This is a genomic window from Pseudophaeobacter profundi, assembly GCF_029697505.1.
Lineage (GTDB): Bacteria > Pseudomonadota > Alphaproteobacteria > Rhodobacterales > Rhodobacteraceae > Pseudophaeobacter > Pseudophaeobacter profundi.
In genome coordinates this window covers 373262-396191 of the sequence record NZ_JARJEF010000001.1, presented here as the reverse complement: position 1 = coordinate 396191, position 22930 = coordinate 373262, and the positions used below count along the sequence as shown (strand labels likewise).

The 22930-nt window shown below is 59.7% G+C and carries 19 protein-coding genes; 10 read left to right on the top strand and 9 right to left on the bottom strand.

Going from position 1 to position 22930, the window contains the following annotated elements; all coding sequences use genetic code 11:
• Window positions 1-118: 118 nt before the first annotated feature.
• Window positions 119-421 carry a DUF6476 family protein gene (locus tag P2081_RS01840; protein WP_278921162.1) on the bottom strand — a complete coding sequence of 101 codons (303 nt, stop codon included), beginning with the start codon at window positions 419-421 and terminating at the stop codon, window positions 119-121.
• On the opposite strand from P2081_RS01840, the gene P2081_RS01835 reads away from it, so the two are divergent.
• Together P2081_RS01835 and rpoH are read left to right on the top strand one after the other, a co-directional pair.
• Window positions 420-1457 (top strand): RluA family pseudouridine synthase, encoded by a 1038-nt coding sequence (locus P2081_RS01835; protein ID WP_278921161.1) that lies wholly within the window; start codon window positions 420-422, stop codon window positions 1455-1457. The genes P2081_RS01840 and P2081_RS01835 overlap by 2 nt on opposite strands.
• Before the next feature lie 152 nt (window positions 1458-1609).
• Complete coding sequence (rpoH, locus tag P2081_RS01830; RefSeq protein ID WP_278921160.1) at window positions 1610-2506, top strand: RNA polymerase sigma factor RpoH; 897 nt, start codon at window positions 1610-1612, stop codon at window positions 2504-2506.
• Between the two features lie 913 nt (window positions 2507-3419).
• Here the strand turns inward: rpoH and P2081_RS01825 are convergent.
• From P2081_RS01825 to P2081_RS01815, 3 genes are all read right to left on the bottom strand, one after another.
• A complete protein-coding gene (locus P2081_RS01825) occupies window positions 3420-5240 on the bottom strand; it encodes a M3 family oligoendopeptidase (RefSeq protein WP_278921159.1) in 1821 nt (606 codons plus the stop codon).
• 192 nt (window positions 5241-5432) lie between these two features.
• Entirely contained in the window at window positions 5433-6398 is a 966-nt protein-coding gene (locus P2081_RS01820; RefSeq protein WP_278921158.1) for an alpha/beta fold hydrolase, read from the bottom strand.
• Window positions 6398-6688 (bottom strand): SCP2 sterol-binding domain-containing protein, encoded by a 291-nt coding sequence (locus P2081_RS01815; RefSeq protein ID WP_278921157.1) that lies wholly within the window; start codon window positions 6686-6688, stop codon window positions 6398-6400. Before P2081_RS01815 ends, P2081_RS01820 begins: the two co-directional genes overlap by 1 nt.
• Before the next feature lie 129 nt (window positions 6689-6817).
• Between P2081_RS01815 and P2081_RS01810 the strand changes: the two genes are divergently transcribed.
• The 5 genes from P2081_RS01810 (at window position 6818) to P2081_RS01790 (ending at window position 12048) form a co-directional block, all read left to right on the top strand.
• Entirely contained in the window at window positions 6818-7387 is a 570-nt protein-coding gene (locus P2081_RS01810) for a tetratricopeptide repeat protein (protein WP_278921156.1), read from the top strand.
• A gap of 64 nt (window positions 7388-7451) precedes the next feature.
• Entirely contained in the window at window positions 7452-10427 is a 2976-nt protein-coding gene (locus P2081_RS01805) for a helicase-related protein (protein WP_278921155.1), read from the top strand.
• Window positions 10428-10433: 6 nt separating this feature from the next.
• Complete coding sequence (locus P2081_RS01800) at window positions 10434-10808, top strand: RNA-binding S4 domain-containing protein (protein WP_278921154.1); 375 nt, start codon at window positions 10434-10436, stop codon at window positions 10806-10808.
• 64 nt (window positions 10809-10872) lie between these two features.
• Window positions 10873-11211 carry a ferredoxin FdxA gene (gene fdxA / locus P2081_RS01795; RefSeq protein ID WP_122072740.1) on the top strand — a complete coding sequence of 113 codons (339 nt, stop codon included), beginning with the start codon at window positions 10873-10875 and terminating at the stop codon, window positions 11209-11211.
• A 324-nt stretch (window positions 11212-11535) separates the two neighbouring features.
• Entirely contained in the window at window positions 11536-12048 is a 513-nt protein-coding gene (locus P2081_RS01790) for a CarD family transcriptional regulator (RefSeq protein ID WP_232400241.1), read from the top strand.
• A 112-nt stretch (window positions 12049-12160) separates the two neighbouring features.
• On the opposite strand, the gene cobS is transcribed toward P2081_RS01790, so the two are convergent.
• On the bottom strand, window positions 12161-12919 hold the full coding sequence (gene cobS, locus P2081_RS01785) for an adenosylcobinamide-GDP ribazoletransferase (protein WP_278921153.1): 759 nt from the start codon (window positions 12917-12919) through the stop codon (window positions 12161-12163).
• Window positions 12920-13021: 102 nt separating this feature from the next.
• Here cobS and cobT point away from each other — a divergent pair, with 102 nt between their 5' ends.
• Window positions 13022-14038, top strand: a complete 1017-nt coding sequence (gene cobT, locus P2081_RS01780; protein ID WP_278921152.1) for a nicotinate-nucleotide--dimethylbenzimidazole phosphoribosyltransferase — start codon at window positions 13022-13024, stop codon at window positions 14036-14038.
• A gap of 185 nt (window positions 14039-14223) precedes the next feature.
• On the opposite strand, the gene P2081_RS01775 is transcribed toward cobT, so the two are convergent.
• From P2081_RS01775 to P2081_RS01765, 3 genes are all read right to left on the bottom strand, one after another.
• Window positions 14224-16104, bottom strand: coding sequence for a monovalent cation:proton antiporter-2 (CPA2) family protein (locus P2081_RS01775; protein WP_278921151.1), 1881 nt, complete (start codon window positions 16102-16104; stop codon window positions 14224-14226).
• A 188-nt stretch (window positions 16105-16292) separates the two neighbouring features.
• Window positions 16293-17513, bottom strand: coding sequence for a PAS domain-containing protein (locus P2081_RS01770; protein WP_278921150.1), 1221 nt, complete (start codon window positions 17511-17513; stop codon window positions 16293-16295).
• A gap of 62 nt (window positions 17514-17575) precedes the next feature.
• Entirely contained in the window at window positions 17576-18031 is a 456-nt protein-coding gene (locus P2081_RS01765) for an Lrp/AsnC family transcriptional regulator (RefSeq protein WP_278921149.1), read from the bottom strand.
• 159 nt (window positions 18032-18190) lie between these two features.
• On the opposite strand from P2081_RS01765, the gene hppD reads away from it, so the two are divergent.
• Window positions 18191-19291 carry a 4-hydroxyphenylpyruvate dioxygenase gene (gene hppD / locus P2081_RS01760; protein ID WP_278921148.1) on the top strand — a complete coding sequence of 367 codons (1101 nt, stop codon included), beginning with the start codon at window positions 18191-18193 and terminating at the stop codon, window positions 19289-19291.
• Window positions 19292-19398: 107 nt separating this feature from the next.
• Here the strand turns inward: hppD and P2081_RS01755 are convergent, their stop codons facing one another.
• Window positions 19399-21996 carry a hypothetical protein gene (locus P2081_RS01755; protein WP_278921147.1) on the bottom strand — a complete coding sequence of 866 codons (2598 nt, stop codon included), beginning with the start codon at window positions 21994-21996 and terminating at the stop codon, window positions 19399-19401.
• A 176-nt stretch (window positions 21997-22172) separates the two neighbouring features.
• Between P2081_RS01755 and P2081_RS01750 the strand changes: the two genes are divergently transcribed.
• Window positions 22173-22892, top strand: coding sequence for an SIMPL domain-containing protein (locus P2081_RS01750; RefSeq protein WP_278921146.1), 720 nt, complete (start codon window positions 22173-22175; stop codon window positions 22890-22892).
• Window positions 22893-22930: the final 38 nt, after the last annotated feature.

Below are 22930 nucleotides of genomic sequence, written 5' to 3'. Positions count from 1 at the left end.
GGTTTTCACCCAGCCTCAATCTGCCCGCGTGGGCTCATTTTGTGGGGCCTCGCCTGTTGGCTGGGAGCGTCGCATGGCGCAGTTTACGCCCTTGGGACGGGTCGGCAGCCAGTCGCGATTATTTGATGTTGATTTCCTGACGCACCGCATGGCTCTGTGGATCCAGAATCAAGATCTGATTCTGTGTCGTTACCACCGCGATCCAGCCGCTGCCAAAGGTGACCGCCTGCGCTGTTACGCCTGCGGGCAGGGTGATCTCGCTTGGCAAGCTGGGGCCATCGGCAGACAAGCGGATGACAAGCAGTCCAATTACCACTACAAGCCCGCCAATCATCACCACGGTCAGGGTGGTCACCAGTCGACGCAGAAATCTGAGCTGCGCAGGCTCCTCTTGAATTTCAGGCTTGGAAGGATCAGTCATGGGCAGCCGCCAGATTGAGTTTGTCATTGCGGAAAACCCGCCTAAACGGCTTGATAAAGCGGTTTCACGGGATGTGCCAGAGGAAGCGACGCTTTCGCGGACCCGGTTGGCGCGCCTGATAGAGGCTGGCAGTGTGCAAATCGACGGTGTGGTGGTGCAGGACGCCAAGGCCCGCGTCGATGAGGGCGCGCAGGTCATCATCACGGTGGAAGAGGCTGAGGAAAGCCATATCGGCCCGGAAGACATCGCGCTGGATGTGATTTTTGAAGACGATGATCTGATCGTGATCAACAAACCTGCGGGTATGGTGGTGCATCCTGCCCCCGGAACGCCGTCGGGGACCTTGGTCAATGCGCTGTTGCATCACTGTGGGGACAAGCTGTCCGGTGTCGGCGGTGTCAAACGCCCCGGAATCGTGCACCGTATTGATAAAGAGACCTCTGGCCTCTTGGTGGTGGCCAAAACCGATGTTGCGCATCAGGGGCTGGCGGCACAGTTTGAAAAGCATACGGTCGAACGCTATTACCGGGCCATCTGTTACGGGGTGCCGGATGCCAATGATCCGCGGCTGCGCGGGGTCAAGGGCACCAGTTTTGAACCCGGCAACATCTTGAAGCTGACAACGCAGCTGGCACGTCATAAATTTGACCGCCAGCGTCAGGCAGTGCTGTTTCAGGGCGGACGCCACGCGGTGACACGGGCGCGCATTGTGCAGCCCTTTGGCTCGCCGCCCGTGGCAGCCTTGATTGAATGCTGGCTGGAAACCGGGCGCACCCATCAGATCCGCGTGCATATGACCCATGCCGGCCACAGCCTGGTGGGCGACCCGACCTATGGCGGCAAACGCAAGCTGGCAGCAAAATCGCTGACGCCTGCCGCCATTGCAGCAGTGCAGGGATTTCCCCGTCAGGCGCTGCATGCGGCAGTGCTGGGGTTTGTCCACCCTGTCAGCGGTGCGGCGCTGCGATTTGAGGCCCCGTTGCCCGATGACATGGCAGGCTTGATTGATGCTCTTTCCCAACCTGTTGAAAACTAATAACTAGTTTTGCAACTATCTGTGATATGCGTCACAGATAGTTGCGCCAGCACGGTCTATGGTGTTTCATGTTAGCGCCCCCTTGAAAGGGCGCAAACGCTGACCCATATAACCTAATGTTAAATCCATAAACATCCTGGGAGCGACCGTTAATGGCTAATTATGCAAATCTGCCCGCGCCAACACCTGAAGGCGGTCTCAACCGCTATATGCAAGAAATTCGTAAATTCCCGCTTCTGGAGCCGGAAGAAGAATACATGCTGGCCAAGGCCTGGGTGGAGAAGGAAGATTCCAGTGCTGCGCATCGGATGGTGACCTCGCACCTGCGTCTGGCCGCCAAGATCGCTATGGGATACCGAGGCTATGGCCTGCCACAGGCCGAGGTGATCTCGGAAGCCAATGTTGGCCTGATGCAGGCGGTAAAGCGGTTTGATCCCGAAAAAGGCTTTCGTCTTGCGACCTATGCGATGTGGTGGATCCGTGCCTCGATCCAGGAATATGTGCTGCGCTCCTGGTCGATGGTGAAACTTGGCACCACCTCGGCGCAGAAAAAGCTGTTCTTCAACCTGCGCAAGGCCAAGGCCCGTATCGGCGCGCTGGAAGAGGGTGACCTGCGGCCTGAAAATGTTAAGCGGATCGCCCATGATCTCGGCGTGACCGAGGACGAGGTGGTTTCGATGAACCGCCGGATGTCCGGTGGTGATGCCTCGCTGAATGCCACGGTTGGCAGCGAAGGCGAAGGCACCATGCAGTGGCAGGATTGGCTGGAAGATGAAGATGCCGACCAGGCTGGCGATTACGAGGCCCGCGATGAGCTGGAAGCCCGCCGCGCCCTCTTGGGTGATGCGCTTGAGGTGCTGAATGACCGCGAGAAGGATATTCTCACCCAGCGGCGTCTGGCGGAAAAGGTGCAGACTCTGGAGGAGCTGAGCGCGCAGTATGGCGTCAGCCGCGAGCGTATCCGGCAGATTGAGGTCCGTGCATTTGAAAAGCTGCAAAAGAAGATGCGTGAAATGGCTGCGGCCAAGGGGATGTTGGCACTGCAATAAGGGCGCGACCTTCTTTCCATGTGGATGATCAGCAAAGGCGGGGCCAGATGGCTCCGCCTTTTGTTGTTTGGGATGGCTAAGGCGCGCAGAAATGGCTGGCCTGCAGAAATGGCTGGCCTAGGGGGGGCTGGCTGGTGCTGGCAAGAAGAGGGCTGGGAAGCGCCTAGGCTGGCCGAGAGGGCGGGCGTGGCGGGCATCTGGCTTATCTTTTCTGGTTGTCCCGTCGCTGGCCAATATGGCGGGCTGCGGTGCCGTTCATGGGGCTGGGGCCTGTCTTGCTGGCTGGCCTCTGTGAAGGCTGGCATGCGGGATGGGGCGTCTTGCTGGCGGCTGCCTGTCGCCACAGGCGGTATTGTGGTCAGCTGTGCAAAATTCGAACGATCAGGCCGAACGATCAGGATTGGCTGGCTGGCTTGGTTCGATAGGGGGCTGGCTGGGCTGGCTGTCTGGCGGGTCCCGTATCGGGACTGGCTGGAGTAGCTTGCTGCGTGCTGCCTGTGAACTGGCGTGCTGCAAATCCTGCCCTCTTTCTAGAATGTATATCGTGGTGCGTCAATATTGTTTTCAGAAAAGATCGTGCAAAATCAAGTAGTTGACTTTTATTGTCGGGTATTTCCTCTAGGGTGAAGCGACAGGGAAACCGTGCCGTGCATGCGTGGTCTTGAGGTTTGATTTCGTTCATAAAATTGCGTCGGTCGTTGATGGCGCTGCAAGAGGGGCACGCTCTGCGGTCAAATAATCCATCCGCATGGCCAGCCGGGGGCACAAAAAAGATGGCGTGAAAATTCACGCCATCTTCCGGGGGCAAAGGCCTGTGCGACAGGGCTGGAAAACAGAACTTGATCGGCTTGCACGTCTAGGTGGCGGACAAGATCAAATACGTCTGAGCCGGTCGGGCGCAGGCGGAAGGACGTCAGTCCTCCATGGCTTCCAGTTCGTCGATCATATCGGAAATCATCGACAGCCCCTTGTCCCAGAATTTGGGGTCCGAGGCATCAAGACCAAAGGGCGCAAGCAGTTCTTTGTGGTGTTTGGACCCACCCGCCTTGAGCATGTCGAAATACTTGTCCTCAAATCCTTCTTCGCCCTCGGCGTAGACGGAATAGAGCGCATTTACCAACCCGTCGCCAAAGGCATAGGCGTAGACATAGAAGGGCGAATGGACAAAATGCGGGATATAGACCCAGAAGGTTTCATAGCCTTCCATGAAGTCAAAGGCGTCGCCCAGGGATTCGGCCTGCACCGACATCCATAGCGCATTGATGTCATCGGGGGTCAGCTCGCCTTGGGCGCGGGCCGCATGCAGTTTGCATTCAAAATCGTAGAACGCGATCTGGCGTACCACGGTGTTGATCATATCCTCGACCTTGCCTGCCAGCAGGATCCTGCGCTGTTCTTTGGTTTCAGCCTTTTCCAGCATCTTGCGGAAGGTTAGCATTTCACCAAAGACGCTTGCGGTTTCGGCCAGGGTCAGCGGGGTGGAGGACAGCATTTCACCCTGATCAGCGGCCAGAACCTGATGCACCCCATGGCCCAGCTCATGCGCCAGGGTCATCACGTCGCGCGGTTTGCCAAGGTAGTTCAGCATCACATAGGGGTGCACGTCGGTGACGGTGGGATGGGCAAAGGCGCCGGGGGCTTTGCCGGGTTTGACAGCCGCATCAATCCAGCCCTTGGAAAAGAACGGCGCGGCGATTTCCCCCATGCGCGGATCAAAGGCCTCATAGGCCTCCATCACGGTTTTTTCGGCCTGCGCCCAGTCCACCACGCGGCTGTCTTCCATCGGCAGGGGCGCGTTGCGATCCCAGACCTGCATGCGCTCCAGCCCTAGCCATTTGCGTTTCAGGTCATAATAGCGATGGCTGAGCTTGGGGTAGGCGGCGACCACGGCTTCGCGCAGGGCCTCGACCACTTCGGGTTCGACATGGTTTGACAGGTGACGCCCAGTCTGTGGTGTTGGCATGCCACGCCAGCGATCGACCACCTCTTTTTCCTTTGCCTGGGTATTATGGACCCGGGCAAAGGTCTTGATGTTGTCCTGAAACACCTCTGCCAATGCGCGCGAGGCGGCCTCGCGCTTGCTGCGATCCTGTTCGGTCAGCAGGTTGAGGGTGCCTTCGATGTTCAGCTCTTGGCCGTCGATGGTAAAGGTGAGCCCGGCAATGGTTTCGTCAAACAGACGCTCCCAGGCGTCGCCAACAACCCCCAGATCATGCAGGAATTTTTCCAGCTCGTCTGACAGCTGATAGGGTTTCATGGCGCGGATGCGATCAAACACGGGTTTGTAGCGGGCAAGATCGGCATTGGCGGCAAAATGGGCCTCAAGCGCGGTGTCTTCAATGCGGTTGATTTCCAGCGTGAAAAACACCAGCGGTGTGGTGAAGACGGTGATCTTTTCCTGCATGTCGGACATGAACTTGGCGCGATCAGCATCGGTGGTCAGCTGATAATAGCGCAGGCCCGCATAGGACATGATGCGCCCGGCAATGGCATTGATCTTTTCATTGCGCAGCACACAGGCCAGCAGGCCATCGGCATCCAGCCCGGCCAGATTGCCCTCGTAATCGGCGGCAAAGGCGCTGCATTCCTGCTCCAACCAGTCCAGATCGCGGCGCAGCTCGGGCGCGTCCTCTGCTGCGTAAAGGTCGGTCAGATCCCATTCGGGCAGGTTGCCCAGCTCATCAGAGCCAGAGCTGGCATTGGCATCACGGACAGGGAAGGGGAGTGGCAACATGGGGCCTCCTTGGCGGGCATGTTTGTTTCAGCGTTGCACAACATCTAAGCGCGGCATGGCCGGATCACAAGCAAAGCCCCGCGCCGAAATTCGGGGCAGGGCGGAATTTATGCGCAGCAATTGGTGCAGGTTTGGCCTGACGTCATTTTACCCGCGCTTTGGCATATTGGCCGCAGCACGCGTCGGGATCGGCTAGCGGTATTGATCAAACAGCCGGGTCATCTTGTCAAAGGCTCGGGCGCGAATCTCTGGGGCTTCCATCACGATTTCATGCTGGGCTGGGTCAATCAGATCCAGCTCGCCGCCGGGCCAGCGGGCCATGCGGTCCTGCACGGCGGCGCTGTTGACGATCTGCTCCTGCCTGCCAAGAAATGTAATGCAGGGCAGTGGCGGCGAGGGGCGGTTCGCGAGGGATTCGCATTCTTTCAACCCCTGGGTCAGCCAATTGATCGTTGGCCCACCCAACACCAGTGCGGGCTGCTCGCGCAGCTGGTCAATCATTAGCTGATACATCGCCGGATCATTGGTCAGGGTATTGTTCTTGAAGGGGGCCGTTTCCACATAGTGGCCGACGGTGGTGGTCGGCACCCGCTTGCCCCCAAGGCCCAGACCGGGGGCAAGGCTGCCCAGGAGGCGTGCAATGGGTTTTAGAGCCGGCGGAATCAGGATCCCCCACATGGGGGCGGAAAAGGCGCAGGCCCTGACGGGTAGCCCTTCCATCAGGGCGCGTAGACCAATGGCGCCCCCCATCGAATGGCCAAGCAGGAACCAAGGCTCAGGCAGGTGCAGCTGTTTGGCCAGTTTGACCGTCGCGGCGACATCTTTTTGGAAATCATCAAAGTCGTCGACATGGCCCAGGCGACTGTCCGGCAACATGCGATCCGCCAGGCCCTGGCCGCGCCAGTCAATAGCCAGTGTCGCGTAGCCGCGCGCGCCAAATTCGAGAGCGGCGGGGCCGTATTTTTCAATATATTCAGTACGACCGGGAAAGATCAGCACGGTGCCTTTGGCGGCGGTGTCCTCGGGGGGCAGCCAGTGGCCAACCCGGATGCGGATCCCGTCCTCTGTGGTTGCCCAATGGGCCTGCCCTGTGTCGGGCCCCTGCGCGATCTCGGCAAAATAGGGCGCTGGGGTCAGGTCCATCAGGCTCTTGTCCATCAGGCCAGCGCCGACGCCAGTTGCATCGCGGTGCCCATGTCGCCGTCAATGGTCAGTTTGCCGGACATAAAGGCGCTGGTGGGGTTCATTTCGCCAGACAGAATATCCTGAAAGGTTTCGGCATCCGCCGAGAGGGTCACATCGGCTTCGTCATCGCTGACGCGGGCGCCGGTGCTGTCCAGGACAATGGCCCCCATGCCTTCGATCTGGAATTTTGCCGAGGCCGAGAAATCGCTTCCGGCCAATTTTTCGTTCATGGCGGCAGCGGCCTGTTCGAGTGTTTCGCTCATTGTTACGTCCTTTGATCATCGGTGCGCCGGGTGGCACCAAAACTGAAATTTGGCGCTTTGCGCAATTTTACGTGACGCAGCGATTTCCAGTACTGGAAAATATGTTGCGCAGGGTTACACTGAGCCATCATGATCGCAAATCACCTGAACCTCAAAGCTATCGTGGCGGCAACGCTGTTTACAGTCACTATTTCGCTACCCTTGGCAATATCGGCGGACGAAAAATCCGACGAATCTGCGCTCTTGGCTGCGCTGGTTTCTGCCGATGCCAAGGCGGCCTCGGCGCTCGACCGCGAGTTGCAGGCCCTGTGGCGCAACAGCGGATCGGCAGCGATGGACCTATTGCAATCGCGGGCCAATCGCGCGCTGGAGGCAGGCGATGTTGCTGCTGCCATTGAACATCTGACGGCGCTGACCGATCACGCGCCGGATTTTGCGCGGGGCTGGTATCTGCGGGCGCGGGCCTATCATGTGGCCGGGCTCTATGGTCCTGCGGTTGCCGATCTGGAACGCGCCCTGGTACTGAATCCAAATGATTACAATGCAATCTATGCACTGGGCACCGTGTTTGAGCAGTTTCGCAGGCCCCAGCGCGCCCATGCGGCCTATTTACGGGCCAAGGCTATACATCCCCATCATGAGGAAGTACTCAACGCGCTGGAACGTCTGCAGCCCCAGGTGGCAGGCAAGGATCTTTAGCCGACCTGGTCCCCGAAGTGTCACAATTGACCTGTAGGGGAGGGGCAGAATAGGGGCTGAACAGATGGCAGGCGGATCACGGGTACTTGCGGTTTTGGGACCGACCAATACCGGCAAGACGCATTACGCGATTGAACGGATGCTGGGCCATCGCACTGGCATCATGGGATTTCCACTGCGGCTTTTGGCGCGCGAGGTCTATGACAAGATCGTCGCCATTCGCGGCCCTTCCGTGGTGGCGCTGGTCACCGGCGAAGAGCGGATCGTGCCGCCGCGGGCCAAATACTGGATCTGCACGGTCGAAGCGATGCCGCCCGGCATGGGCTGTGATTTTCTGGCCATTGATGAAATCCAGCTCTGTGCCGATCAGGAACGCGGCCATGTCTTTACCGAGCGGCTGTTGAAATCGCGCGGCACCAACGAAACCCTGTTTCTGGGTGCCGACACCATGCGCGGGCCGATTGCAGCGCTGGTGCCAGGGGTCGAATTCCTGCGCCGTGAACGCATGTCGGAACTGGTCTATGGTGGCTCCAAAAAGATCAGCCGGATGCCGCCGCGCACAGCGATCGTGGGGTTTTCGGTTGATAACGTCTATGCCATCGCGGAATTGCTGAAACGGCAAAAAGGCGGTGCTGCGGTGGTCATGGGGGCGCTGAGCCCGCGCACCCGCAATGCCCAGGTGGCGCTATATCAAAATGGCGAGGTCGATTATCTGGTGGCCACCGATGCCATCGGCATGGGGCTGAATCTGGATATCGACCATGTGGCCTTTTCGGCCACGTCCAAATTTGATGGCCGCCGGATGCGGCCCCTGATGCCTGCGGAACTGGCGCAGATCGCGGGCCGTGCCGGGCGCGGCATGAGCCATGGCAGCTTTGGCGTCACCGGGGATGCCCGCCCGCTGGACGACCATGTGGCCGAGGCCATCATGGAACACCGTTTTGAGCCGCTGAAAAAGCTCAACTGGCGGTCGTCTGATCTGCAGTTCGGCACCGTCGAGGCGCTGATCCGTTCGCTCGAATCAATCCCCGAGGACGAAGTCCTGATGCGCGCCCGTGAGGCTGATGATCTGGGAGCTTTGAAATTTCTGTCCCGCGATAGCGGCATAATCTCGCGCACAACCAACCCGCAATCGGTGCGTTTGCTGTGGGATGTTTGCCGGATTCCGGATTTTCGTGGTATCTCTCATGGGGAACATGCAGCGCTGATTGGGGGTATATTCGAATATCTGCATGGCGGCGGCGTGGTCCCGGATGATTGGCTGGCCCGCCAGATCAAGCGAATTGACCGCACGGATGGCGATATTGATACTCTTTCCAAGAGGCTGGCCTTTATTCGTACATGGACCTATGTCTCACAGCGTAAAAATTGGTTGCATGACGAAAGCCATTGGCGCGGGGTGACTCGCGCTGTAGAAGACAGGTTGTCAGATGCGCTGCACGAGCGCTTGACTCAGCGATTTGTGGACCGGCGCACATCCGTGCTTCTGCGCCGGCTCAAACAGAAGGAGGCCCTTTTGGCCGAAGTGAATGACAAGGGTGAAGTGACCGTCGAGGGCGAATTTGTCGGACGGTTGGACGGGTTTCGGTTTACGCCGGACAAAAGCGCACAGGGCGCCGAGGCAAAGACATTGAAGTCTGCCTCGCTGCAGGCGCTGGCGCCGCAATTCCATCTGCGCGCCGACCGGTTCTACAATGCACCCGATACCGAGATCGACTTCACCGAACAGGGTGGCCTGATGTGGGGCGACGCTGCGGTTGGTAAACTGGTGGCCGGCGCTGACCCGCTGAACCCGCAGGTTGAAGTCTTTGTTGACGATGCCGCCGGCGCCGATGTTGCGCAAAAGGTCGAACGCCGCTTGCAGCATTTCATCTCTCGCAAGGTGCAGGCGCTGTTTGAGCCGCTTATCAATTTGCAAAAAGACGAAGAGCTGACCGGCCTGGCGCGTGGCTTTGCCTTCCGTCTGGTCGAAGCTCTTGGGCTGCTGCCGCGTCATACCGTGATGCAGGAAGTAAAAGAATTGGATCAGGATGCCCGTGGCGCACTGCGCAAACACGGTATTCGCTTTGGTCAGTTCACCATCTTCATGCCGCTGCTGCTGAAGCCGGCTCCGACGCGCCTGCGTTTGGTGCTGTGGTCGCTTGCCAATGGTGTGCAGGAATTCCCCGAAGCGCCGCCTCCCGGTTTGGTCACCGTGCCTGCCGCCAAAGACGCGCCTAAGGGCTATGATACCATGTCCGGCTACCGCGAAGCAGGCGAGCGGATGATCCGCATCGACATGCTGGAACGTCTGGCCGACATGCTGCGCGCCGAAGACAGCCGAGGCGGCTTTGAGGCCAAAGCCGATATGCTGTCGATCACCGGCATGACGCTAGAGCAGTTCGCAGATCTGATGCAGGGACTTGGCTACCGTGCCGAAAAGGGCGAACGCGCCAAGGTGAAGGCTGCGGCAGAGACTGCCAAAGAACCCGAAGCTGAGGTATCAGGCGATACAGCAGCCGACGCGCCAGGCGAAACACCGGTCGAGACACCTGTTGAAGCGCCGGTTGAGACACCAACAGAGACCCCAACCGCGCCCCCAGCCGAAGTTCCTGTCGAGACCCCGACAGAAACACCGGCCGAGACCCCGACGGAAGCACCGGCTGAGGCCCCCTCAGAGGGCGCTGCTGACACTGCTGCCGAGGCCCAGGCTGAGATGGAGGTTTTTTATACCTTTGCCTGGGGCGGTCGTGGTCGCCAGGGCGGCAACCGTGGCGCGCGGCGTAGCGATGCTTCTGGTCAGGACGGTCAGGAACGCCGCGGTGGCAAGCCGCGTGGCGTTGGTGGCAAGGCACGGTCTGGTCAGGCTGGTTCCTCTGGTGAGCGCACCGCTGGTAAACCCGCTGGCCGCCCCGGTGGAAAGCCCGGCGGCAAAAAAGCGGGCCGCCCGCAGCAGCAGGGGGGCAAGACCTATTCCGCCCGCCCGCCCAAGAAGGAAAAGCAGATCGATCCGGACAATCCCTTTGCCGCAGCTCTCATGGGGCTGAAACAGGGCGATTGACCCGGCATGGAGCCGCAGGCTGCTAAACTCCGGGTCGACAAATGGCTTTGGTATGCGCGGTTTTTCAAAACCCGCAGCCTTGCAGCCAAACAGGTCAGCGCCGGGCATCTGCGCCTCAACGGCACCAAGATCACAAAAACGGCTCAGAGCGTCACCCCAGGCGATGTTCTGAGCTTTCCACAGGGGCGACAAACCCGTGTGGTTGAAGTCCTCGCCCTTGGCAATCGCCGCGGTCCGGCCCCCGAGGCACAGGCGCTTTATCTTGATAAAACGCCAAAACAGGACAATGTACCTGTAAACCCCGGGTTTGAGGGAAAAGGGCGTCCTGACAAGAAGACTCGCAGAGCGCTTGACCTTTCCCGCCAGCGGGACTTCACGTGATGGCTTGAAGCTGGGGCGAGTCTGATTTAGCTAGTGGCCAAACAACAAATGGGACCGCACCCACATGACCTATGTCGTTACGGATAACTGCATTGCCTGCAAATACACCGACTGTGTCGAGGTTTGCCCGGTAGATTGTTTCTATGAAGGTGAAAACACCCTGGTTATTCACCCGGATGAATGCATCGATTGCGGCGTCTGTGAACCGGAATGCCCGGCGGATGCCATCCGTCCGGATACCGAGCCAGATATGGACAAATGGGTTGAATTCAACCGCAAGTATTCCGAAATGTGGCCGGTGATCGTGTCCAAGAAAGACCCGATGCCCGGCGCGGAAGAGCGTGACGGAGAAGAGGGTAAGCTGGAGAAATATTTTTCCGAAGCCCCCGGTGAAGGCGGGTAATCCGGGAAATTTCGGATAATTTACGGCGGCTATCCTGCTGAAATCGCTTAAAATGGCCGAATTTTGACCGTTCGGCGCCACTTCACCCCTTGCCCGCCTTTCGGGGAGGGGGTTTTTGTGATATGATAATCATCAGATGTATATGAAACTGGAACTCACCTCACGCAGCACAGTTGATGTCGCGCGCGGGCTGGGGGATTGAATCACGGTGACGATTGATCTCTGGTACCGCACTATTGCGGGGCCGGGGCGCAAGCGTTGCCGTTGTTGTGTCGGATCTCCCTTCGGGGACTAGGCCGACCTCAAGTGCAAGGAAAGACCTGTATGACAAAATCGAAGAAGCTCGCATTCCGTCCTGACGAATTTGTGGTTTATCCCGCCCACGGGGTTGGGCAGATCATTTCGATTGAGGAACAGGAAGTGGCCGGCTTTGCGCTGGAACTTTTTGTAATTACCTTCGAAAAAGACAAGATGACGCTGCGGGTGCCAACCAACAAGGCGATCGAAGTGGGCATGCGCTCGCTCAGCTCTCCGGATGTGATCAATCAGGCGATGAAAACCCTGAAGGGCAAGGCCAAGGTCAAGCGCGCCATGTGGTCCCGTCGGGCGCAGGAATATGAGCAAAAGATCAATTCTGGCGATCTGATCGCTATTGCCGAAGTGGTGCGCGATCTGCACCGCACCGATGATCAGCGCGAGCAAAGCTACTCTGAGCGCCAGCTTTATGAAGCCGCTCTGGAGCGGTTGACCCGTGAAGTTGCCGCAGTGGCAGGCGGCGACGAAATCCTGGCCGCAAAACAGGTCGGCGATGTGCTGACCTCACGGGTTGCCGCCTGATCCGAGTGTTGCCCCTTTGAAACGGTGCGCACCAGATCAGGCTGGGGCTTGAGAAAATAGTCGGGAAGAGGCCCGCAGTCTTATTGGCTGCGGGCCTTTTTGTGGTCGCAGATCAGCTGTAGATGGCGACGAGGGTAAGCACTCCCGCAACTTCACAGAGTTGTTGACAGGCGCCCAGTACATCGCCGGTCTGGCCACCGATCTTATGCTGTGCCAAAGCCCCCAGTCCCAGACAGGTAAGCACGAGCATGGCGAGAACGGCCAGAATATGCGCCCCCAGCAATGGCAGCGCCAGTGCAACGGCAAGGCAAACGCCAAGGCCGACGGCCCGCCGGGGTGGCCGCCCGAGGCTTTGCGAAAGGCCCGACTGGCGGGCATTGGGAAGCCAAAGCATCACAACGGGCATCGCGGCCCGGCTCAGGGCTGCCAGGGCCAGCAGGCTCCAGATCTGCTCCAGTTCGATCAGCAGCGCAATGGCCTGCCAGCGCAGCCCAAGCGAGAGCACCAGCGCCAGAACGCCGTAGCTGCCGATCTGGCTGTCCTTCATGATCTCAAGCCGACGGGCAGGATCAAACCCTCCCCAGAACCCATCGGCGCAATCCGCCAGTCCGTCTTCGTGCATCGCGCCGCTCAACAGTACCTGAACCACCAGCAAGATCCCGGCGGCAAGGGGGGCTGGCAGGCCAAGCGCCAGGGCCAGTAGTGCCAGCAGGCAGGCGGGCAGGGTAACGGCCACCCCGGCCAGCGCAAAGGCCCATGTGGCGCGCGCCTGCCGATGAAAGCTGGCTGCGTTCAGGCGCGGCAGCGGCAACCGGGTCAGTAGCACCAGCGCCAGGGGGATATCCACCAGAGATGTGTCGTTTTTTCTCATTTGCGGGCCTCATGCAGGACTTGTGAAGCCGCGATAAGCCGCTAAACAGGACGAACCAGATTTACCCGCACCTGCGGTTCAGATGCAACGAGGCTTTAGTCAATGCTGCCAACACTTTCTTCCCTTGATGACATGCGCCGCCAGTTGGCACAGGCCAGCGGTGCAGACCAGATGGCGCTTGATGCGGCTGGCCAGCGTAATGGCCAGCTGACCAAACCTCCCGGCGCGCTGGGACGGCTAGAGGATCTGGCGATCTGGTATGGCGGCTGGCGCGGGACGGACCGGCCAGCGATCACATCGCCGCAGGTCATTGTCTTTGCAGGCAATCACGGGGTGACGGCGCAGGGCGTTTCTGCCTTCCCGGCCGAGGTGACCGCCCAGATGGTGCTCAACTTTGAACAGGGCGGCGCGGCAATCAACCAGCTTGCCAAACTGGCCGGGGCGCGCATGGATGTTCATGCGCTGGAGCTGGATACCCCGGTGCAGGATTTCACCACGGGTCCAGCCCTGCCCGAGGCTGATCTGCTGGCCGCCTTGCAGGCGGGCTGGAACGCCGTTGACCGGGAGGCTGATTTGCTGGTCGTAGGCGAGATGGGTATCGGCAATACCACCTCTGCGGCCGCGCTGGCCCTTGCGTTGTTTGGCGGTGACGCGGCAGACTGGACTGGCCGGGGCACCGGTGTCGACGATGCCGGGCTTGCCAACAAGAGCCGGGTTGTCGCTGAAGGTGTGGCGCTGCACCAGGCTGCGATCCGCGATGGGCTGGATGCGTTGGGATGCCTGGGCGGGCGCGAAATCGCCGCCATGGCGGGGGCGATTGCCGCTGCGCGTGTCTTGCATATTCCGGTGATCCTGGATGGCTTTATCTGTTGCGCCGCAGCGGCCTGCCTGCTGCGCACCGATCCAGGTGCGCTGGACCATGCGGTGGCAGGCCATGAAAGCGCCGAAAGCGCGCATCCTGCCCTGCTGAAGCAGCTTGGCAAGGCCCCACTGCTGTCCTTGGGCCTACGCCTTGGTGAAGGCTCTGGCGCGGCGCTGGCAATCCAGGTGCTGAAAGGGGCCATTGCGTGCCACAGCGGCATGGCGACCTTTGCCGAGGCGGGTGTCGCCGCAGGCTAGCCCAAGAGGTTTTGCGCGATCGGCAAAAGCCCACGGCGCAGGCCTTGGGCTTTTGCCTTTCAAAGACCGCAGGCGCAGCCTCTTGGGTGCGTCGCGTTCATTTGTAATCTCGCAACCTGCTCCGCTTAGGTGATGCCGCATGTTTTAGCGGTGCAAGACCAGCGGCCACTTTTGCGCAAGATGTGCTAGCCCTTATCCTTTTTCTCGGCCAGGTCCTGCAGGGCGATTTCCAGATCCTTTTCCATTTCGCGGGCGCGTTCGATATAGGCCTGGTTTTCGCTGGTGGGGATGTCGGCCCGCCAGAAACTTGCCAGCTCGCGCAGGCTTTTGCGGTCATGGGCGTAAAAGGTCTGTTCTGCCTGGGCGGCTTCGTATTCGCTCAGCCCGATTTTTTCCAGAACATAGCGCCCGGCCCGCAGTGAGCTGTCGAACATTTCACGCACGATATCATCCGCACCCGCCTGGTAGAGCGCAAAGACATGGTTGCGATCATAGGCGCGGGCGATGATATGCAGGTCCGGGTAGGTGCGCCGTACATAGCTGACCAGCTTGACGCTTCTTTCGATGTCATCCAGCGCCACCACCAGCACATGCGCCTTGGCAATCCCGGCAGCCTTGAGCAGTTCTGGGCGGGTTGGATCGCCTAGGAAGCTCTTGAATCCGAAGCGGCGCATCAGCTGTACCGCCCGCATGTCATTGTCCAGCAATACGGTCTTGAACCCGCTTGCCCGGACCAGCCGGTTGACGATCTGGCCAAAGCGGCCAATGCCGGCAATGATTACCGGCCCCTGTTCGTCAATTTCATCCGGTTCATGTTCGACCCGCTGATCCTTTACGAAATGGGACAGCAGATCATAGAGAATGAACAGCAGCGGCGTGATCAGCATCGAGAGCGCAATGACCAGCAACAGCTTTTCCGCCAGCGGTGCGGGAATCACATTTTGCTGGCGGGAAAAGGCCAGCAGCACAAAACCAAATTCGCCTGCCTGCGCCAAGCTGAGCGTGAACAGCCAGTGATTGCGCTGTTTCAGACCAAAGGCCCGGCCAATGAAATATAAAATGGCCCCCTTGGCCACAATTACGAGCAGTGCCAGCCCCAGCAGATCGCCAGGGTTGGCCAGAAACAGCTTGTAGTTGATGCCGGCCCCGACGGTGATGAAAAACAGGCCCAGCAACAGCCCCTTGAAGGGGGTAAGATCGCTTTCCAGCTCGTGGCGGAATTCAGAGTTGGCCAGAACCACCCCGGCCAGAAAGGCGCCAAGCGCCGGGGACAGGCCCACCAGGGTCATCAGGAAGGAGATCCCAACCACGATAAGCAGCGCCAGCGCGGTATACATTTCGCGCAGCTTGCTGGCATTGATGAAGCGGAATACCGGTTGGGTCAGATAGATGCCAGCCAGCACCACAGCCCCGATCACCCCGAGGGTTGTCAGCGTCACGGCCCAGCCGGGCAGCCCGGCAACAAGTGACAGGCTGTCATGGCCCGCAGCGCTCTTTGCCGCGCCTTCAAGGCCGCGTTCAATCGTTCCGTTTTCACCAAGTTGTAGCCCGCCATTCACAGCCAACAGGGGCAGAAAGGCGAGAATGGGAATGACGGCAATATCCTGAGTCAGCAGCACCGAGAAAGAGGCCCGACCACCACCGGTTTGCATCAACCCCTTTTCCGACAGGGTTTGCAGCACAATCGCGGTAGAGGACAGCGACAGCGCCAGTCCGATCGCCAGGCTGACTTGCCAGGTTTCCCCGGCCATCAGCGCGGCCGCCATCAGCGCCAGGGTGCTGGTCAGGACCTGTAGCCCGCCCAGCCCAACCAATTTGTGACGCATCGCCCACAGAGCGCGGGGATCAAGCTCTAGCCCGATCAGAAACAGCATCATGACAACGCCAAATTCGGCAAAATGCTGCAGGTCTTCGGTTTCGGCCCCGACAAGCCCCAGCACTGGTCCGATAATGATGCCGGCCGCCAGATAGCCCAGAACAGAGCCCAGCCCTAGCCGCGCCGCGAGGGGCACGGCAATGACGGCAGCTGCGAGATAGATTGTTGCTTGATATAGAAATGCGTCCATACCAAATGGTATCGCAAGCGGTCCGCGACTTGGCAACGGTTTAAGCGGGTCGGCGGTAAAGCCAAATCTCCGCCCGGCGCATCCCCGCCAAGCGAATAGGGGGGAGGCCAGGGGCAAATGGGAAACGGCGGCCAGGTTTCCCCGCCGCCGCCTGTGCTGCCCTGCATCGCCGGTTTTTTTGGGGGGGGTTACTGATCCATCATGCGGATTTCATTGCTGAGCTTGCTAATATTGTCGAGGCGGCGCGAAATCCGTTCCTGGAAGACCCCAAGCTGGTCGATGATATCCGAAAGGGTCTCGCCTGATTCCGGCAGGCGTGCGCTTTCAATCTTACACAGGACGCGGGTTGAGCTCAGCCCCAGGAACTGGCGATGCATGACCTGACAGGCGCGCATGATACGGTCTGCCTCAAGGTCCACCTCTTCCACGCCTTTTCTGGCCCGATCTGTTTCCGCTTGCACCATATCGGTTAGGTTGCTGCGTTCGGCGTCCATATCGATACTGCCCAGGCCCCGTTGTTCGGTCTGAAGCTGCGCATTGCATTCATTCAGGATGCGGGCCATGCCTTCGACAAAGAGGCTATTGGTGACGGCCAGTTTGATGGCGTTGAAATTGCTGTTTTCTCCCATCACATGGGCTGCAAACCAATCCGACATCTCGCGCGACATCGCGCCATAGTTCTGGGACAGAACAGTGACCGGGCCGCCCGAGGGTTCGATACGAGAGGCAATGACCCGCAGGTTATGCGGGATCGTGTGCATGGCGTCGAAATCCTTGACCAGGCCCTGGGTCTCTTCGACCAGGGTTTCTGCATTGGCCATCATCCGGCGCAGATCAGAGATCTTGGCGTCTCTGGGGCGCTCCAGTCCTGCATCGCGGGCCAGCAGTTCTTCGCTCAGTGCATGGGTGGCAAACTGGTGATAGTTTTCGAACCCCTTGCCATGGATCCAATCCATCATCCTTTGGGCGCTGTCTACCGGGCTGAGACCTTCGTTGACTTCTGCCTGGCGCATGTCGTTATAGGCGGCTTTGACTTCCTCAAACAGGGTGCTGCAGGGGGAAATCCGTGCCGACAGGTAGCCCCCCTTGCAGGGCACGACAACTGCAAAAACCCAGTAATACAGTCCGTCTTTGGCCTTGTTCTTGACGTAGGCGCCAATGCTGTCTCCGGCATTCAGGGTATCCCAGAACAGCTGGAAAACACCCTTTGGCATATCCGGGTGGCGGATGATCTTATGTGGTGCGCCGATCAGCTCTTCCCAGCTGTAATTGGCGACACGTTTGAATACGTAGTTACCCGCTTGGATAACGCCTCGCTCGTCGGTACGGGAAAAGAATACCTCGTTCAGAGCGAAGGGGGCGGCGCCTGTCGAGGGGCGAACTTCGATGCGACGGTCTACAAAGGACAAGGGAGGGTTCCACTTCTATATCGTTCAGGTGTGATTCCTACATCGCAAACCTTCATTTACTGTTAAGTCGGCAGGGGCGCGTCGCGTTTTAGCTGCGCCATGACGATCTGGCTTTGCACGCGGGCCACGGCGGGATGCGGCAAAAGAATCTCGTGGATTAACTGATTTAGCGCCTGCAGGTCATGGCAATAGACCCGCAGCAGGTAATCGGCCTCGCCGGTCATGGTCCAGGCAGACGTTATTTCAGGACGGGTGCTGACCAGGCGGCTGAAGCTGGCGGATTGTTCCGGGCCGTGGCTGCCCAGATTGACATGCACAAACCCCTGCACCGTAAGGCCGATCTTGACCGGATCCAGCCGGGCGCAATAGGCTTGGATATAGCCTTCGGCCTCTAGACGTTGGCGTCGTCGGCCTGCCTGGCTGGGGGAAAGGTTCAGCAACTCTCCCAGATCCTGCGCGGTGAGATGTGCATTTTTCTGCAATGCCGCGAGCAGCTTGGTGTCGGTGGCGTCAATCATATGCGGTGTTTTCCCAATTTTTCGCATTGTTGCGTGAATATTCCGCATATGGAAGGGGGTATCGCATGAAGAACGCGCAAAACAAGCATCTCATGTGCGCTATTATCAAGGGGAACAGACACCTAAGCCCGCATCCCGCGACAATTGGAGGAAACCACCATGGGTCCATTTCCGCATAACGCGCCAAAAACAGTCATCAGCGAAGAAAACCCCGCCGGTACCGACGGTTTTGAATTTGTTGAATTCGCCAGCCCTAACCCGCAAGAGCTGCGCGATCTTTTCACCAAGATGGGCTATGAACAGGTTGGCCATCACAAGACCAAAACCGGGGTAGAGCTGTGGCAGCAGGGCGATATCACCTATATCCTCAACGCCGAAAAAGGCAGCTTTGCCGATAAGTTCGTAGCCGAGCATGGCCCCTGTGCCCCCTCGATGGGCTGGCGTGTTGTGGATGCGCAAAAGGCCTTTGACCATGCGGTTTCCAAAGGTGCCGAAGCCTATGAAGGCGACGACAAGACGATGGATGTGCCCGCGATCAAGGGTATTGGCGGTTCGCTGATCTATTTCATCGACCAGTATTATGAAACCTCGCCCTATAACGAGGAATTCGAGTGGACCAAGCAATCCAAGCCGCGTGGCGTTGGTTTTTATTATCTCGATCACCTCACCCACAATGTTTACAAGGGCAATATGGACAAATGGTTCCGGTTCTACGGCGATCTGTTCAACTTCAAGGAAATCCGTTTCTTTGACATCGAGGGCAAGTTCACCGGGTTGCTGAGCCGCGCGCTGACCTCGCCCTGTGGCCGCATTCGCATTCCAATCAACGAAGACCGTGGCGAGACCGGCCAGATTGTTGCCTATCTGAAGAAATACAAAGGCGAGGGCATCCAGCACATCGCGGTTGGCGCCGAAGATATCTACAGTGCCACCGACGAAATCGCGGATCGCGGTATCACCTATATGCCGCCACCCCCGGCCGCCTATTATGAGCTGAGCCACGACCGCGTCGTGGGCCATGAAGAGCCGCTGGACAGGATGCAGAAACACGGCATCTTGATTGATGGTGAAGGGGTCGTGGATGGTGGCGAGACCAAGATCCTGTTGCAGATCTTCTCTAAGACAGTGATCGGGCCGATCTTCTTTGAATTCATCCAGCGTAAGGGCGACGATGGCTTTGGCGAGGGCAATTTCAAAGCGCTGTTTGAATCAATCGAGCGTGAACAGATTGCCAACGGAGAGCTGGACGCTGCTGAATAAGCCAGACAATTTACCAGGCTAACAAAAAGCCGGGTCTCTTACATGGGGCCCGGCTTTTTCCGTTTCATTTCCGCCCGTGCAGCCTGTGGCCGGGCGGGGTGTGGGTATCAGTCGCCTGGAAGTTCTAACGTGATGTTTTTGCTTCTCTTTTGGTACTGAAGCTGGTTTTCGCCAATGGCCAGGACAGTGCCCCCGTCCAGGCGATCTCCGGTGCTGACCTGGCGGGTGCGGCCACTGGGCATCCGGATCAGGGCCTGTCGGTTAGAGGGCTTGCCGAAGATCCCGATCAGGTTCACCTGCCGTAGGTTGATGGCATTGGTGAGCGTGGCCTGGCGCGCCACCGAAGCAGAGCTGGGGATGCTGGGCGAGACCGTGCGCGGGGCTGCTGATGCTGCCGTGGCGCTGCTTGCTGCGGCAGTAGTGGCGCGTTGCCGTGTGGCACGGTCTACCAGATTGGCAAAGTTGGCAGGCCTGCTGCGCGGCGCGGTGGACGATGTCACAGCCAGGCTGCTGACGGGCTGATTTTCCTGTTCTTCTGTCTTCAGGCTGGCCGGGCGGGGGCGTGGCCTGACACGGGCCAATTCTGCCCGGCTTAGCCCGCCCAGGACCGCGCGCTCTGCCTGTTCTACCAGATCTGACGGGCGGGGACGGGGGCGGGTTTGCGACAGGGTTGCGATGCGGGCATTTTCCGCCTCGGTGTCGGCTGCGTCAAGCGCGGCGCGGGCGGGGGTGGGTGGCGGCACCACGTCTGGGCGGCCCAGGTAGACCATCACCCCATCTGGGTTCAACGTGCCGTCCGGGGTGGCGGTTACCAACCCGCGATTGTCCAGCTCAAACCCGCGTCCCGCCGCTGCCGGATCGCTTAGCGCATTTGGCACTGTATCGTGCTCCAATCCGGGGGACAGGGGCAGGGCAATCGCATCCTGCGACAGATTGCTGTTGTCGATAGAGGCAACATAGATGTCATCCAGTGTGACCAGCGCAGGCGGCTGGGTGATCTGGGGCACCTGCTGCCAGATGCCTGTCGCTGCATAGAGCGCGGCTGCGCTGCGCGCTGCTTCCCGGTCCGTCTGATCCTCTGCGGCCTCAGCGTCGTCCTGCGGCGTGCTCTCCTCCTCGAACGTATCAAGCACGGGCTGGCCCGTGCTTGCGTGCAGTTGCGGTTCTGTCTCTTGCGGTGTTGGGGCGCCTTGCTCGACAATGCCGGGGTCGGGCTGGTCTGGGATTGCGCTCACCTGTGGGGCGATGCTGACAGGTTCCGTTTCGTTTTCGCTGAGCGGGATTTCCGCGGGCTGGGGCACACCGGCCTCTGCGGGATCAATATTGGCGGCGGGCTCTGGGGTGGTGGCTGATCGCTCGGCTGCGGGGGGAAGTGGCGGTTCGTCTTCAGTCACTTCCAATTGCGTGCGTTCAGAGGCAAAGAAAGATCCGCCCTCTGAGAACAGCGCAAATGCGGCAATAGCGGCCATGGTCAGCAACAGCGCTGCGGTCAGGATCAACCCCAGATACCGCGGTTTACCCTTGGTGCCTTCAGATTCGAGGCTGTTTGCCGCCTGCGCGGCGGCGGGGCTGATGGCGGGGGAGGGCGTTGCGGCGCGGTCACCGGACGGGGATTGCAGGGGCTTGCGGCTGGCCTGTACGGGTTTTGCCGTGCCTGTCCCATCTGCGGGGCGTGGCGGCGCAACAGCAGGGGCGGATTTGCTGCCCACTTTTGCGTTGGGGGCTGCGGCATCAAGTGTTCCACCGCTGCCGGTCTTGTCGGCGGCATTTGCGGCGCGGGCCGGTCCAACCGGTTTTGCCGCTTCGCCCTTGGGATTGGCGGTGGCGGCAGGTGCCGGTTTGACATGCGGCGCTGCAACCGTGGCTGCGATCTTTGCTGTTTCTGCCGTGGCGGCACCAGCATCGGGGCGGCTGGGCGCATCCGTGGGTTTACGGCGACGCGTGCTGAACCCGGCGATTGGACCGCTGTCTGCCTGTGGGGCTGTGTCCGAAAGGCCAGATCCCGAAGCGGGGGCATCTGGGTCCAGTTCTGCCGGTGCCTCAGGCAGGGTCAGCACCGCCTTGGCCGCAGGTGTCTTGGCGTCGCGAAGCCTGTCTTTGCCTTGTGGCTCTTGTGGTTCTGAGGCCTTTGTCTCTGGTACCTTTGGCGCTTTATTCTCTGGCTGGGGCAGTTTTGCGGGGCCGACATCGACCACGGCAATGCCGTCTGGCTCGATCTCTTGATGGCCCAGCGATGGGGCCGGACCAAAGAAGGGCTCTCCGAGGAAGCCGGACCCTCCGGGCACCGCTACAAAGGAGGCTGGCGTAAAGCCGTTTTCCAGCGCAAAGCTTTCGGCCTCTGCCAGGGTTTCATGGGCCACCGCGGCAATATGGGTCTGGCTGCCGTCTTCTGACAGATCAAAGGCCAGGTCGGACACGGCATAGGGCGTAGCCCCTTCCAGCGCGGCACGCGCCACGTCGCGGCGGCGTGCGGGATCCGATACCCCGGTTTCAATGGTCAGGTAGCGGATCTGCTCATTTGGAATGATCAGCTTGCACAGACCATTGCTGTCCAGCGCATCACCCTTGGCGCGCAGGGCGGCAATATCGGCGGTCATAGTGTCACCGCCAAGCGGCACAGACCCCACATTGCGCCAGCCCCCGGCGGCACGATGCAGCAGAACAATACCCTCAGCGGAAAGAGAAAGAGCAAACCCCGGTTTCATAATGCGGTCAAACCATCCAAATCTTAAATGCCCGGACCGCGAGGAGTCCATTCAGGCTGTGTCAGGGCAGACCATAAAGCAGGACTCCGCCGAGTGAAAGGAAAAGAGCACAACCAGCCCTTGTCAGCGGTGATCTGCCACCCCCATCTTAGGCGGGAGAAAAAGGAGCTTTAACAATGAAAACAAAGACAGTTTTGATCACCGCCCTGGCATTGGGTTTGTCCTTGGGCAGCGTGGCGAGAGCGGAGACCCCAGTGGATCGCAATATTGTGGTCACCGGAGAGGGGCAGGTCGAGGTCTCGCCGGATATGGCGGTTATCACTCTTGGCGTGAGCAAAGAAGACGTCGAGGCAGGCGCGGCTATGGCGGCGGTCACGCAGGATATGGCGGCGGTTGTGGCGACGCTGCGTGACGCGGGGATCGCGGCCACGGATATGCAGACACAGCAGATTTCTTTGCATCCGGTCTGGTCCAACCCGCGCGGGCAGGGCACAGAGGAGCCACGCAAGATCACCGGGTTTTCTGCCTCCAATACCCTGAACCTGCGGGTGCGCGATCTGGATCAGCTGGGCACGGTGCTGGATCAGGTTCTGCGGGCCGGGGCCAATCAGTTCCAGGGGCTGCGCTTTGATGTGGCGGATCACGCGGGCCTGGAGGTTCAGCTGCGCGCGGATGCGGTTGCGGATGCCATGGCCAAAGCAGAACAGTTGGCCAAGGCGGCTGGGGTGACATTGGGCCCGGTGCGCAGCATCACCGATCGTCAGCCCGGTGGTGGGCGTCCGATGATGGCCATGGAAATGGCGCGCGGCGGAGCCATGCCAATCGAAGCGGGCGAGCTGAGCTTTACCCATAATGTCGATGTGGTCTTTGATCTGCAGGTGTCGGAAACAAAGTAGCGCAGTAGCGCAGAACCGGCTGCCGGTTCTGCGCACCT

Coding starts and splice junctions, on each gene's coding strand:
- P2081_RS01810 (WP_278921156.1), top strand. CDS start 6,818: ATGATCGCAAATCACCTGAACCTCAAAGCTATCGTGGCGGCAACGCTG.
- P2081_RS01775 (WP_278921151.1), bottom strand. CDS start 16,104: ATGGACGCATTTCTATATCAAGCAACAATCTATCTCGCAGCTGCCGTC.
- P2081_RS01835 (WP_278921161.1), top strand. CDS start 420: ATGGGCAGCCGCCAGATTGAGTTTGTCATTGCGGAAAACCCGCCTAAA.
- P2081_RS01825 (WP_278921159.1), bottom strand. CDS start 5,240: ATGTTGCCACTCCCCTTCCCTGTCCGTGATGCCAATGCCAGCTCTGGC.
- P2081_RS01815 (WP_278921157.1), bottom strand. CDS start 6,688: ATGAGCGAAACACTCGAACAGGCCGCTGCCGCCATGAACGAAAAATTG.
- P2081_RS01805 (WP_278921155.1), top strand. CDS start 7,452: ATGGCAGGCGGATCACGGGTACTTGCGGTTTTGGGACCGACCAATACC.
- P2081_RS01765 (WP_278921149.1), bottom strand. CDS start 18,031: ATGATTGACGCCACCGACACCAAGCTGCTCGCGGCATTGCAGAAAAAT.
- fdxA (WP_122072740.1), top strand. CDS start 10,873: ATGACCTATGTCGTTACGGATAACTGCATTGCCTGCAAATACACCGAC.
- rpoH (WP_278921160.1), top strand. CDS start 1,610: ATGGCTAATTATGCAAATCTGCCCGCGCCAACACCTGAAGGCGGTCTC.
- P2081_RS01840 (WP_278921162.1), bottom strand. CDS start 421: ATGACTGATCCTTCCAAGCCTGAAATTCAAGAGGAGCCTGCGCAGCTC.
- P2081_RS01755 (WP_278921147.1), bottom strand. CDS start 21,996: ATGAAACCGGGGTTTGCTCTTTCTCTTTCCGCTGAGGGTATTGTTCTG.
- P2081_RS01790 (WP_232400241.1), top strand. CDS start 11,536: ATGACAAAATCGAAGAAGCTCGCATTCCGTCCTGACGAATTTGTGGTT.
- P2081_RS01800 (WP_278921154.1), top strand. CDS start 10,434: ATGGAGCCGCAGGCTGCTAAACTCCGGGTCGACAAATGGCTTTGGTAT.
- P2081_RS01820 (WP_278921158.1), bottom strand. CDS start 6,398: ATGGACAAGAGCCTGATGGACCTGACCCCAGCGCCCTATTTTGCCGAG.
- cobS (WP_278921153.1), bottom strand. CDS start 12,919: ATGAGAAAAAACGACACATCTCTGGTGGATATCCCCCTGGCGCTGGTG.
- hppD (WP_278921148.1), top strand. CDS start 18,191: ATGGGTCCATTTCCGCATAACGCGCCAAAAACAGTCATCAGCGAAGAA.
- P2081_RS01750 (WP_278921146.1), top strand. CDS start 22,173: ATGAAAACAAAGACAGTTTTGATCACCGCCCTGGCATTGGGTTTGTCC.
- cobT (WP_278921152.1), top strand. CDS start 13,022: ATGCTGCCAACACTTTCTTCCCTTGATGACATGCGCCGCCAGTTGGCA.